At 64.0% G+C, this 12,228-nt stretch carries 10 protein-coding genes; 8 read left to right on the forward strand and 2 right to left on the reverse strand.

Annotated elements, in window-relative coordinates:
* The first annotated feature begins 31 nt into the window (after window positions 1-31).
* The 3 genes from NKJ20_RS22220 to NKJ20_RS22230 are packed head-to-tail and all read left to right on the forward strand — an operon-like array spanning window position 32 to window position 3,831.
* Window positions 32-961: a carbohydrate ABC transporter permease gene (locus NKJ20_RS22220; protein ID WP_352452309.1), complete on the forward strand. Its 930-nt coding sequence runs from the start codon at window positions 32-34 to the stop codon at window positions 959-961.
* Window positions 961-1,818 carry a carbohydrate ABC transporter permease gene (locus NKJ20_RS22225; protein ID WP_023674366.1) on the forward strand — a complete coding sequence of 286 codons (858 nt, stop codon included), beginning with the start codon at window positions 961-963 and terminating at the stop codon, window positions 1,816-1,818. Before NKJ20_RS22220 ends, NKJ20_RS22225 begins: the two co-directional genes overlap by 1 nt.
* Window positions 1,819-1,845: 27 nt before the next feature.
* Window positions 1,846-3,831, forward strand: a complete 1,986-nt coding sequence (locus tag NKJ20_RS22230) for a glycoside hydrolase family 127 protein (RefSeq protein WP_352746974.1) — start codon at window positions 1,846-1,848, stop codon at window positions 3,829-3,831.
* Window positions 3,832-3,849: 18 nt separating this feature from the next.
* On the opposite strand, the gene NKJ20_RS22235 is transcribed toward NKJ20_RS22230, so the two are convergent.
* On the reverse strand, window positions 3,850-4,629 hold the full coding sequence (locus NKJ20_RS22235; protein ID WP_352746976.1) for a response regulator: 780 nt from the start codon (window positions 4,627-4,629) through the stop codon (window positions 3,850-3,852).
* A gap of 233 nt (window positions 4,630-4,862) precedes the next feature.
* Between NKJ20_RS22235 and NKJ20_RS22240 the strand changes: the two genes are divergently transcribed.
* From NKJ20_RS22240 to NKJ20_RS22260, 5 genes are all read left to right on the forward strand, one after another.
* Entirely contained in the window at window positions 4,863-5,777 is a 915-nt protein-coding gene (locus NKJ20_RS22240) for a cytochrome-c peroxidase (protein WP_352474410.1), read from the forward strand.
* Window positions 5,774-8,290: a two-component system VirA-like sensor kinase gene (locus NKJ20_RS22245; RefSeq protein ID WP_352746978.1), complete on the forward strand. Its 2,517-nt coding sequence runs from the start codon at window positions 5,774-5,776 to the stop codon at window positions 8,288-8,290. Before NKJ20_RS22240 ends, NKJ20_RS22245 begins: the two co-directional genes overlap by 4 nt.
* Before the next feature lie 169 nt (window positions 8,291-8,459).
* The gene (locus NKJ20_RS22250) at window positions 8,460-9,509 is read left to right on the forward strand and encodes a methyltransferase (protein WP_352746980.1); all 1,050 of its coding nucleotides are present in this window, start codon (window positions 8,460-8,462) and stop codon (window positions 9,507-9,509) included.
* 14 nt (window positions 9,510-9,523) lie between these two features.
* A complete protein-coding gene (locus tag NKJ20_RS22255; RefSeq protein ID WP_352474406.1) occupies window positions 9,524-10,030 on the forward strand; it encodes a hypothetical protein in 507 nt (168 codons plus the stop codon).
* A gap of 189 nt (window positions 10,031-10,219) precedes the next feature.
* On the forward strand, window positions 10,220-11,107 hold the full coding sequence (locus tag NKJ20_RS22260; RefSeq protein ID WP_352746983.1) for a class I SAM-dependent methyltransferase: 888 nt from the start codon (window positions 10,220-10,222) through the stop codon (window positions 11,105-11,107).
* 114 nt (window positions 11,108-11,221) lie between these two features.
* Here the strand turns inward: NKJ20_RS22260 and NKJ20_RS22265 are convergent, their stop codons facing one another.
* Window positions 11,222-11,962 (reverse strand): gamma-glutamylcyclotransferase, encoded by a 741-nt coding sequence (locus NKJ20_RS22265; protein WP_352746985.1) that lies wholly within the window; start codon window positions 11,960-11,962, stop codon window positions 11,222-11,224.
* Between the last annotated feature and the right edge of the window lie 266 nt (window positions 11,963-12,228).

Genomic DNA, 12,228 nt, shown 5'->3' on the forward strand with positions numbered 1-12,228 from the left:
CTCCCACAAGGGGAGAAGGAGAAGGCCAGCGATGACCACCATCACAGCAACCACCGCCGCGCCAGCGCGCGCATACAAACTGGTCGGCGCCGGCCGCCGGCAGTGGATCGGCCTGCTCTATGTCGCGCCGGCCGTCGCCCTGGTCGTCGTCTTCTTCATCGTGCCGCTTTGCATGACCGCCTGGATGTCGCTGCACAACTGGCCGCTGATGGGCGCGCATAGCTTTATCGGCCTCGACAATTACTGGGCGATCCTGCGCGACACCCGTTTCTGGAACGCGCTGAAGTTCACCGGCTACTACACGGTGGTGGTCACGATCGCGATCTTCGCCGTCGCCTTTCCGCTGGCGCTGTTCATCGAAAGGCCGCGGCAGCTGACCGGCTTCTACCGCACGTCCTTCTTCATGCCGGCGGTCATCGGCTTCGCCTCGGCGAGCCTTTTGTGGTCGTGGCTGCTCAATGTCGATTCCGGCCTGTTCAGCCCGGCCGCCTTCGAGCTTGGCCTGACCGAGAAGAAATTCAACCTGCTGGCGACCTTCCAGCCGGCCTTCTGGTCGATCATCGCCATGGTGGTATGGAAGGTGGCGGGCTTCACCATGATCATCCTGATGACCGGCCTGCAATCGATCCCGCCGGATCTGCAGGAGGCGGCGATGATCGACGGGGCAGGGCCATTCGCGCGGTTCCGGGCGATTACCTTGCCCTTGATGCGCCGCACGCTGGCGCTGGCGCTGATCCTGTCGGTTGCCGGCTCGATCCTCGCCTTCGACCAGTTCTACATCATCCTGCGCGGCGGCCCGCGCAATCAGACGCTGACCGCCGTCTACTGGATCTTCAACCAGTCCTTCGTGTCGTTCAAGCTCGGCTATGGCGCGGCACTGTCGATGGTCCTGCTGGTCATCCTGGTGGCGCTCAGCTTGATCCAGCTGCGGTTGCTGCGCAATCCCGAGGGGGTCGACTGATGGCGCAGGCTCGCACCCGCAAACGCCGCATCGGCATGCAGATCGCCGAGCACTCGACCGGCATCATCGCATCCATACTGTTCCTGGCGCCGATCGCCTGGACGGTGCTTTCGGCCTTCAAGCCGGCGCAGGAGGCGCGCCAGCCGCCGCTGCCGCCGTGGCCGACCAGCGGCATCTCGCTCGAGAACTACGCCACGCTCAACACCTTCGGCGATGGCCTGTGGCTGCCGGCGCAAAACAGCATCTACGTCTCGGTGATGACGGTGGTGCTGTCAGTGATCGTCAGCGTGCTCGCCGGCTACGGTTTCTCGCGCTTCCGCTTTCCGCTGAAGAACCTGCTGTTCGTCGTCATCCTGTCGACAATCATGATCCCGTTCCAGTCGATCCTGACGCCGATCTTCCTGGTGCTGACCAAGATCGGCCTGCACAACACGCTGACCGGGCTGGTCTGCGTCTACGTCACGCTGCAGTTGCCGTTCTCGATCTTCATGATGCGCAACGCCTTCGACGCGGTGCCGCGCGAGATCGAGGAGGCCGCGCGCATGGACGGCGCCAACAATGTCACCATGCTGCTCAGGGTGATGCTGCCGCTGGTCTGGCCGGGCATCGTCACCATCGCGCTGTTCGCCTTCCTTGGCGCCTGGAACGAGTTTCTGGCGGCGCTGGTGCTGATGACAGACCAGTCGAAATTCACGCTGCCGATCATGATGACCGCGCTGCAGTCCGGCCGCTTCGGCGCCATCGACTGGGGCGCCGTGCAGGCCGGCGTCACCGTCATGATGGTGCCGTGCCTGGTGCTCTTCCTGCTGCTGCAGCGCTTCTACATCCGCGGCCTGATGGCAGGGGCCGTGAAGTGACCAACCGAACCGAACCGGAGTAAATTGATGACCGCATCGCATTCCGCCAGTCAGGGCGCCAAGCCGAAACTCGCCTTCCGCCCGCTGCCGGTGCCGCAGGTCGATGTGCGCGGCTTCTGGGGCGACCGCGTCGATGCCGTCGCCTCGAAGACCGCCGGCATCCTCTATGACCGCTGCGTCGAGGCGCGCATGCTCGAGCAGATCGACCCGGACCGGCCGTCGCCCGGCGTCGTCATCCCGTTCCACTCACCTTCACCGGACGAGGCGGCCACCGCCGGCAACGAGTTCACCGGATCGACGGTGACGACGCAGATGTTCTGGGACTCCGATTGGGGCAAGACCATCGAGACCGCCGCCTATTCGCTCTATCGCCGCCGCAACGACGAGCTCGAGAAGAAGATCGATGCCGTCATCGACATGTATGGAAAGCTGCAGCAGCCCGACGGCTATCTGTCGAGCTGGTACCAGCGCATCCAGCCCGGCCTGCGCTGGACCAATCTGCGCGATTGCCACGAGCTCTATTGCGCCGGCCACCTGATCGAAGGCGCCGTCGCCTACTACCAGGCCACGGGGAAACGCAAGCTGCTCGACATCATGTGCCGCTACGTCGATCATATCGCCGAGACGTTCGGTCCCGAGCCCGGCAAGAAGAAGGGCTATTGCGGCCATGAGGAGATCGAGCTGGCGCTGGTCAAGCTGGCGCGGGTGACGGGCGAGCGCAAATACATGGAGCTAGCCAGATACTTCATCGACCAGCGCGGCCTTGAGCCGCATTATTTCGACGAGGAGGCGCGCGCCCGCGGCGCCGACCCCAAGGCCTATCATTTCAAGACTTACGAATACAACCAGTCGCACAAACCGGTGCGCGAGCAGGACAAGGTCGTCGGCCATGCGGTGCGGGCGATGTATCTCTATTCGGGCATGGCCGACATCGCCACCGAATATGGCGACGACACGCTGCGGGTGGCGCTCGACCGGCTGTGGGACGACCTCATGACCAAGAACCTCTACGTCACCGGCGGCCTCGGGCCGTCGTCGCACAATGAGGGTTTCACCGCCGACTACGACCTGCCCAACGACACCGCCTATGCCGAGACCTGTGCTTCGGTCGGCCTGGTGTTCTGGGCAAGCCGCATGCTCGGCATGGGTCCCAATGCGCGCTACGCCGACATCATGGAGCGGGCGCTCTACAACGGCTCGATCTCCGGCCTGTCGCTCGACGGCTCGCTGTTCTTCTACGAAAATCCGCTCGAAAGCCGCGGCGCCCACCACCGCTGGAAATGGCACCGCTGCCCGTGCTGCCCGCCCAATGTCGGGCGCATGGTCGCCTCGATCGGCAGCTATTTCTACGGCCTGTCGGACGACGCACTCGCCGTCCATCTCTATGGAAACGGCACGGCTCGTTTCGATATCGCGGGCCGGCAAATAGAGCTCACCCAGAGCAGTAACTATCCATGGGACGGCGCGGTCTCGATCTCTGTCGAACCGGAAGCTCCGACCGAGTTCACTTTGCACCTGCGCTTGCCGGCCTGGTGCCGCAAGGCAGCGCTCAAGGTCAACGGCGCCGATGTCGATCTGGCTGCCATCAGCAGCGACGGCTATGCCGCGATCCGCCGCGAATGGCGCAAGGGCGACCGCGTCGAGCTCGACCTCGAAATGGCCGTCGACCGCCTCTACGCCAACCCGCAGGTGCGACAGGATATCGGCCGCGTCGCGCTGGCGCGCGGACCGCTGATCTATTGCGTCGAGGAGACCGACAATTCCAGCCAGTTGCACCGCATCGCCTTGCCGCGAACGGCAGACATCAAGGCGCATCAGCAGCCGAACCTTCTGGGCGGCGTCGTGACACTTTCGGCGATTGCCAAAAAGGAGGCTTTCGAAAAATGGGAAGAGGGGCTCTACCGCACCGAACCGCCGGCGGTCGAGGACGCGAAAATCACCGCCGTGCCGTATTTCGCCTGGGACAACCGCAACCCCGGCGAGATGCTGGTCTGGCTCAGAAGCGCGGGGTAGGCTGGGCGCGGCAGCGGCTCAAAGTACCTCGACCGCAGTCGCGAATATGTAGCCGGCGCCACGCTCCGTAACAATGAGCTTCGGCTCGCTCGGATTGACCTCGAGCTTGCGGCGCAGCCGCAATATCTGCACGTCGATGCTGCGGTCGAACACCTCTTCGTCGTGCACGCGGCTGGCAGCGAGAAGCTGCTCGCGGCTCAGGATCTGTTGCGGCGATTTCAGGAACGCCGTCAGCAGGTTGAACTCGCCGGCGGTCAGCGGCGTCGTCTCGCCCGCCGCCGACCTCAGGCGCCGCATCCGCATGTCGAGCTCCCAGCCGGCAAAACGATAGCGTATGGGTTTCTTACTGCGCGGCTGCGGCTGCGTCGACCGCGATCGCCGCAGCACGGCGCGAATGCGCGCCAGCAGCTCCCTGAGGCCGAAGGGCTTGGTGATGTAGTCGTCGGCGCCGAGTTCCAGGCCGACGACGCGATCCACCTCGTCGCACCTGTGGCCGGTGATGATGATGATGGGCGCTTCCGGCGGACTGCCGAGTTGCCGCATGATGTCGAACCCGTCCTCATCGGCAAGCCGCATGTCGAGGATCGTCAGGTCTACGGGCTTTTCATTGAGGACGCGCGACATGGCCCGGCTGTCGGCGACCGCGCTAACCCTGAAGTTTTGGCTCTCCAGGTAATTGGTGAGCATATCACGAATTTCGGGGTCGTCGTCGACGACAAGGATATGCTTCGGCGCCGCTGCCTGCTCGATACTGCCTTTCGACTGCTGTTCGTGGCGAATGTTTTGTTCGGCTGACATCTCGCACCGTCCGCAAGCATGGAACTCATGACCGAGCCGTTGCTTTATTAAACGTCGATTTTCGGCGATTTATTGGTGAACGCCGATGATCTACGTGATCGCACACCCTGCCACAGGCTCGCTCGATGGCACATCAGCAGATTGGTAAGGTTCGGGCGGGGCTTTTTGTTCCGCTTTGCCTGGCAATGGCGGCACCTTTTGCGTTGGCCCAGAGCAATCAGCCGGGCCCGCCGATGGGCGAGCCGATTGCACCGATCACGGCCAGCGGCCCCTCCGACCGGGCGAAGATCGCGCTTGGCGAGAGCCTGTTCAACGATGCCCGCCTGTCGCATGGCGATGTCGTCGCTTGCAGTTCCTGTCACAGGCTCGATTTCAGCGGCGACGACGGTCTGGCCCGTTCCGTGGCGGCGGATGGCAAGCCGCTCGATTTCAACACGCCGACCGTCTTCAACGCGGCGCTCGATTTTCGGCTGAACTGGCGCGGCAATTTCCGCACTTTCGAGGAGCAGAACGAGGCAGCCCTGCTCGATGACAGGCTGATGAATACGAGCTGGGAGGAATTGCTGACCAAGCTGCGCTCGAATGCCGAGTATTCGCAGCGGTTCGCGAGGGTCTACGGCGCCATTCCCGACCGGACAAGCGTGCTCGATGCGCTTGTTGTCTTTCAACGGTCGCTGATCACGCCCGATGCCCGTTTCGACCGCTATCTCAAGGGCGAACGCGACGCCATCACGACCGACGAAGAGCACGGCTATCAACTGTTCAAAGCCTATGGCTGCGTCGCCTGCCACCAGGGCGCCAACGTAGGCGGCAATCTGTTTCAGAAATTCGGCATCTTCCAGGATCCCTTCGCTCGCCAGAAGACCCTGACCAAGGCGGATCTCGGCCGCTTCGCCGTTACCGGCGCCGAGAGCGACCGCCATGTGTTCCGTGTTCCCAGCCTGCGCAACGTCGCGGTGACAGCGCCGTATTTTCACGATGGCCGCACCGCATCGCTCGCAGACGCGGTGAAGATCATGGCGCGCAACCAACTCGGCCGGGAGCTCGACCAGCGCGATGCCGATCTCATCGTCGAATTCCTCGGGACACTGACGGGCGAGTATCGCGGCCGGCCGTTGACCAGCGCAGCCGATCGTCTGCAGCAATGAAGTCGCTACGCATCCTGGCGCCGATCGTTGCCTGCCTGCTCATCGCCCTGACCTACCTCCTGGTGCAGGGCACGGCTCCCGATGCGGCCCGTCACGAACGCACGCTCGATGCGCTCAGGACCGTCATCCTCTATAACGCCGCACTCCAACGCGATGTTTTAAGGGCACGCGCGGGACTGCTGCGCAGCTACGATCCGCTTGTGCGGTCGATCGAGAACCTGGATGAGGCGACGCAGACGCTGCCGGCTGCCCGCGACGCAGCAAGCGGCGAAACACGGGCGGACATCGACAAGCGGATCGCCGAAGTCATCGCCGCGATCCGCGACGAGGAAGCGCTCGTCGAGAGGTTCAAGTCCGATAACGCGCTGCTGCAGAACTCGCTGAACTTTTTCAACTATATGAGCGGTCGTCTCACGAGCGAGGGTGACGGCCTTCGAGCGGTCGAGATAGGAGCCCTGATGGTCGCAATGTCGCGGTTTATCAGCGATCCCCAGCCGGATGCGGCAAAAGCAGTAACCGCCGCACTCGACCGGCTGGCAAGGCCCTCCGTCGATGCCGTGCCTGCAAGAGATGTGCTCTCGCTCGTCTCCCACGGCCGGCTTATCGTCACCAGGCTTCCGGCGGTCGACGATCTCGTCGCCCGCCTGCAGACCGCGCCGACGAGCGAGCGGGCTCGCGCGCTGCAGGACGTCTATCTCGGTGCGCATGGGCGGGCCGCGGCGCGGGCCGAACTGTTCCAGACGCTGCTTTATGTCGCCGCGTTGGGCCTCGTCGGCTATGTCGCCTACCTGTTCGCCCGCCTGCGCCGCAACGCGCGGATCCTGCGCGAGCGGCTGGAATTCGAGGGCCTGATCGCCTCGATCTCCACGCAGTTCATCAATCTGCCGCGTGACCGCATCCGCGCCGGCATCAGCAAGGGCCTCGCGCGCCTGGTCGAACATGCCGGGCTCGACGGCGCCCAGATTTTCGTCAGCCACATCGCCGGTCCTTCCGGCGGCTACTTCTATCGCCGTCCGGGCGGGAGCAGGCCGGCCCGCCTGTCGAAGGACATGATCGAGCTGGCTTCACGCTGGACGCTGGCCGACCACGAGCGGCAGGGCTGCATCGACGTTCCCCGCGTCGGCGAGCTTCCCGAGGGCCGGGAGAAGGCATCCCTGCAGGCGCACCAGTTTCGATCGTGGCTGTGCATACCGATGTGGCATGCCGGCGAGCGGTTGGGTTTTCTGGCTCTCGATACCGTCACGCACGAAAAGCATTGGGCCGACGACGACATTGCACTGCTGCGCACCGCGGCCGAGATTTTCGCCAATGCCATCGTGCGCGAGCACAACGAACGCGAGCGTGAGGCACTGCAGGCGCGGCTCAATCAGTCGCAACGGCTGGAAGCGATCGGGACGCTCGCCGGCGGCATAGCGCACGAGTTCAACAACATCCTCGGTGCCGTCCTCGGCTACAGCGAGATGGCGCTGGCGGTGCTGCTGAAGGAGTCGCGCGCGCGGCGCTACGTCCAGCAGATCATGCAGGCCGGCAGGCGGGCGCAGGACGTCACCGAGCAGATCCTCGCCTTCGGCCGTCGTCACGAGCGGCAGCATCACGCGCTGCGGGCGGAAGCCATGGTTGCCGAAGCGGTCGACCTGCTGCGCGCCTCGTTCCCCGCCACGCTTTCGGTGCAGACGCGTCTTGCAGCCGCGGATGCGGCGATGATGGGCGATCCGACCGAGCTTCAGCAGGTGGTGATGAACCTCGGCACCAACGCGGCGCAGGCGATGAACAACCGCGGCGCATTGGAAATCGGTCTCGATACGACGGAATTCGTCGAGGCGCGGATGCTGTCGCACGGCAACCTGCCTGCCGGCCGCTATCTCCGCCTTGCCGTCAGGGACACCGGCAGCGGCATGGATCAGGCGACGCTCGAGCGCATCTTCGAGCCGTTCTTCACGACCAAGCCGGCAGGGCAAGGCACCGGGCTCGGCCTGTCGACGGTGCACGGCATCGTCATAGCGCACAGAGGCGCGGTCGACGTGAACAGCAAGCCCGGCGAAGGCACGACCTTCGAGATCTATTTTCCGCAGATCGAGGCCGCCGAAGCAACCCAGAACGAGGACGAGAGCGACGCCGCCGAGGTGCCGGTCAAGCATGGCAACGGCGAGACGATCCTCGTCGTCGACGACGACACGCCGCTGATGCAACTTGCGGAGGAAATGCTCGCCGCGCTCGGCTACGAGCCGGTCGGGTTCGACCGCAGCCCCGCGGCTCTCAGCGCATTCCGCACCGATCCGGAACGCTTCGACCTGGTGCTGACGGACGAGGTCATGCCCGACATGACAGGGATCGAATTCTCCGGCCGGTTGCACAAGATCCGGCCCGACCTTCCGGTCGTGCTGATGACCGGTTACTGCCGTCAGCTGCGGTCGCGCCAACTGACGGCGGTCGGCATAAGCGAAGTCATCAAGAAGCCGCTGCTGTCGGCCGCCGTCGCACAATGCCTTGCCCGCCATCTGCATTCAGGCTGATCACGGCCGGCCGGATTTCTTCGTTACAACCGTAACCAAAATCCCACCTGGCTGAAATCGACCCGTAGCCGGGCCAGTCGATGATCCTCCCGCGCCCAGACCATGATCCCGAAAAACCGGGAACCGGTTTTTTGGAAAGGTCATGGTCTCTTGAGGAAGGAGAAATCTTATGGACGCAAACATCACCGAGGTAACGAAACAGGCGAAGGACGTCGCAGAACTGTCGCCCGAAAGCCTTATGCAACTCGGCCTCGGCTTCTGGGCATCGAAGACGTTGCTGAGCGCCGTCGAACTCGACCTTTTCACGGAGTTGGCGGCCGGACCCCTCGAAGGGGAAACGCTGAGAAACCGGCTCGGACTGCATCAGCGGGGAGCGCAGGATTTCTTCGACGCGCTGGTTGCGCTGCGCATGCTTGAGCGCGAGGGCAACGTCTACTGCAACACGCCCGTGACTGACCGCTACCTTGACCGCAACAAGTCGACCTATGTTGGCGGGATGCTCGCCAGGGCCGGTCAGCTGCTTTACGCGAACTGGGGCTCGCTCACCGACGCGCTCAGGACGGGCAAACCGCAAAACGGCACCCAGGACGGCGAAGATCTGTTCGACATGCTGTTTTCGGACCCGGACAAGGTAAAGATGTTTGCGCAGGCGATGACCGGCGGCAGCCTCCAGGTGGCGGAGGCGCTCGCCCGGCATTTTCCCTGGGCGGACTATTGTACCTTCATCGATATCGGCACAGCCGAAGGCAGGCTTCCGGTCGAGGTCGGCCGCGCCCATCCGCATCTCACCGGCGGCGGTTTCGACCTGCCGCCGATGCGGCCGGTGTTCGAGGCCTATGTGGAGCGGCACGCACTTGCAGACCGGCTTCGGTTTTATCCCGGCGACTTCCTTGCCGAGCCGCTGCCTTCTGCCGACGTGCTGGTGATGGGTCATATCCTGCACGACTGGAACCTGGAGGTGAAGCGCGCGCTGCTGGCAAAGGCCCATTCCGCGCTGCCGAAGCAAGGCGTGCTCATCGTCTACGACCAGATCATCGATGACGAGCGACGGGACAACGCTGCGGGTCTGCTGATGAGCCTCAACATGCTGGTCAACACCAATGGCGGGTTCGACTACACGCGCGCCGACGGCATGGGCTGGATGCGGGAGGCGGGCTTTGCGGAGGTCCGCTGCGAGCATCTCGCCGGGCCTCACTCGATGATCGTCGGCATCAAATAGCAGCGGAGAAGCTGATGACACGAAGAGCTCTCATCGCAATTGCCGCCCTTGGCCTGGCCGCAGCATTCACCGCCGCAACGCTCAACCAGGGTGAGGTCGGCGCGGCGTCCGCGACCGCTTCGATCGAGCACGGTCGATACCTGGTGAAAATCGGCGGCTGCAACGACTGCCACACGCCAGGGTACCTGGAGAAGGCCGGCAACGTTCCGCAGGATCGATGGCTGATCGGCGACTCGCTCGGCTTCAACGGGCCCTGGGGTACGACTTACCCGACCAATCTTCGCCAATTTTTGCGGACCATGGACGAGGACGACTGGGTACAGTTCGCGCGCACGATCGAGACGCGCCCGCCCATGCCATGGTTCAACCTGCGTGCCATGAGCGAGCCCGACCTGCGCGCCATCCACCGATATGTGCTTTCGCTCCCGGCAGACGATACGCCGGTTCCGGACTATGTGCCGCCCGGTCGTCCGCCGAAGACGCCGCATATCGTGTTCGTTCCGCGGGCGCCGAAATCATAGTGGCGTCCGAATGCCGGGCGCAGGGTGGTTCTCCGCTTGCGTGGTATGCCAGGCACGGGCGCCTGTTTCAGTCGTAACGCAATTCCCGATTCCGGAAATCACGTTGTAGCACCGATCTCCGATCGTGACGGTCGGGCCCTGGGCGGTCATCAGGCTGCCCAGCGGTCACAAATCCCGGATAAATCGATCATGGAGTCAAACATGTACAATCTGCTTGCCGAACATGCGCCGAAGACCGACCGTGATCAGAGCCCCATGGATCCGCGTCCCTATGCGTTGGGTTACACGCAAAGCGAATTCAAGCGCCTGGAGCTGCAGGGAGCGCTCATTCACGACCTTACCGAGCATGTCCTGCGCAGTGCGGGCATAGGACCCGGCATGCGCGTGCTCGACATTGGCTGCGGCGTAGGCGATGTCTCCTTGCTGGCCGGAAGGCTGGTCGGACCGGCGGGAAGCGTGCTTGGTGTCGATCGCTCGGCAGAGGCTGTGGACATTGCCGAGCGGCGCGCCACTGAATCCGGCCAGTGTTACTGGACACGTTTCACGACGGCCGAGCTTGATACATTCTCGCCCGAGGGGAGCTTCGATGCGGTGATCGGCAGGCTTGTCCTGATGTATCTGCCCGACCCGGCCGCAACCCTGCGCAGGCTTGCCGGTTTCCTGCGGCCTGGCGGCATCGTCGCCGTCCAGGAAATGGCGATGCCGCTCACCCGCAGTTTTCCAGAGGCGCCGCTGTTCGGCAAATGCCGCGGCTGGATCATCGACACGATCGAGCGCGCGGGTTTCGAAGTCGACATGGGTGGCAGGCTGCCCATGGTGTTCGCCGGCGCAGGGCTGCCGGCGCCGCGGATGAACTCCGCCGGCCTCGCCGGCAGCGGACCCGACTCGCCGATCTACGACTACATTGCCGGCACGTTGCGCAGCCTGTTGCCGATGGCCGAGGCAGTCGGTACCGCAACCGCCGCCGAGGTGGAAGTCGATACCCTCGCCGAGCGGCTGCGCAACGAGGCTGTCGAGCAGCAGACGTGCATCATGCTGCCGCCCTTTGTCGGCGCATGGGCGAACACACTGGCATAGAACCGAAGGAAGGACACGCGATGCTCGATACTGCCATCGGCGAGCGCGCGGGACATCTCGTCGACCTGCACAACATCGATTTCGCCTGGGAGCCCGACGAGATGCTGGTCTGGCTCAGGGACGAATGAAGCCCGATCGCAGCGCCCGACCGATCTCCTCGGCCACAAGTTCCTGCAACTGCCAGAGATTGCGGTCGCGGATGCCGCAGGTGTCGAGATGGCGAATGGTCTCGAACAGATATTCGGCGCCCGAACCCCAATGGCCGACGGCCGTGGCCAGGGTCGCCGCTATCGCTCGCTTTTCGAGCTTGCCCGCGTAGCGTGGATTGGCGGGATCGACAACGAAACCAAGCGCTTGGCACATGCCGTCGCCTGTCCTGACCTGCAGCCAGCGCGGCACGTTGACGGCCGGCAGGATGGTCATCTCGCGGCGCAGCAGCGTTTCGAGATTGGCCGCCACCGGCTCGGCGATCTCGAACACCATGCCCTGGCATTGGCCGCCGCGGTCGAGCGCCATCATCAGGCCGGGCTGCTCGATCGTGCCCCTGAAGCGCTGCACCGTAAAACAGAACGAACGGTGCCAGCCCGTCGCCACGGCCCGTTCGCCACCCCTGACCTCGCCGGCCGGCTTCCACAGCAGCGAGCCATAGGCGAACAGCTTCACCGGCCCGCCCGGCGCGCCGGCCAGCACCTCGTCGCGAATGCGCGCGTAATCGGCATCGGTCATGTAGACCATGCCCGGCGTCGGCCCGGCATCCTCGACCGCACGCAAGGTGCGGGCGACCAGCGCCTCGGTCAGCGCCATCGGTGTCTTGCGCGGCGAACGCCGTGATGCGGCGGAAATGACCTTGCTCATCCTCATGCTCTCAGCCTTGCCGCCATGTTGCCGAAGGCTGAAGGATTCTCAAGGGCCGAGTACACCAGCGCGGTATCGGGATTCGAACTATTGTGTCCAACAGCTTGACTGCACAAATACCTACGCGACGGATTAAACGCGTCGACTGAACCCATTTCAACGTGATGCGGCGAGATGCTGGTCTGGCTCAGGGACGCCGGATCGCCGGTATCACCAATTTGAGCCGCCAAATGCATGCCTTGAATTCGCCCGGGCGCGCGTCATCT

It is taken from the genome of Mesorhizobium sp. M0185 (assembly GCF_040322175.1).
In the GTDB taxonomy this organism is placed as follows: domain Bacteria; phylum Pseudomonadota; class Alphaproteobacteria; order Rhizobiales; family Rhizobiaceae; genus Mesorhizobium.

Excerpts from the sequence above, each read along its gene's own strand:
- NKJ20_RS22220 (WP_352452309.1), top strand. The coding sequence starts at position 32 with ATGACCACCATCACAGCAACCACCGCCGCGCCAGCGCGCGCATACAAA.
- NKJ20_RS22225 (WP_023674366.1), top strand. The coding sequence starts at position 961 with ATGGCGCAGGCTCGCACCCGCAAACGCCGCATCGGCATGCAGATCGCC.
- NKJ20_RS22230 (WP_352746974.1), top strand. The coding sequence starts at position 1,846 with ATGACCGCATCGCATTCCGCCAGTCAGGGCGCCAAGCCGAAACTCGCC.
- NKJ20_RS22235 (WP_352746976.1), bottom strand. The coding sequence starts at position 4,629 with ATGTCAGCCGAACAAAACATTCGCCACGAACAGCAGTCGAAAGGCAGT.
- NKJ20_RS22240 (WP_352474410.1), top strand. The coding sequence starts at position 4,863 with ATGGGCGAGCCGATTGCACCGATCACGGCCAGCGGCCCCTCCGACCGG.
- NKJ20_RS22245 (WP_352746978.1), top strand. The coding sequence starts at position 5,774 with ATGAAGTCGCTACGCATCCTGGCGCCGATCGTTGCCTGCCTGCTCATC.
- NKJ20_RS22250 (WP_352746980.1), top strand. The coding sequence starts at position 8,460 with ATGGACGCAAACATCACCGAGGTAACGAAACAGGCGAAGGACGTCGCA.
- NKJ20_RS22255 (WP_352474406.1), top strand. The coding sequence starts at position 9,524 with ATGACACGAAGAGCTCTCATCGCAATTGCCGCCCTTGGCCTGGCCGCA.
- NKJ20_RS22260 (WP_352746983.1), top strand. The coding sequence starts at position 10,220 with ATGGAGTCAAACATGTACAATCTGCTTGCCGAACATGCGCCGAAGACC.
- NKJ20_RS22265 (WP_352746985.1), bottom strand. The coding sequence starts at position 11,962 with ATGAGCAAGGTCATTTCCGCCGCATCACGGCGTTCGCCGCGCAAGACA.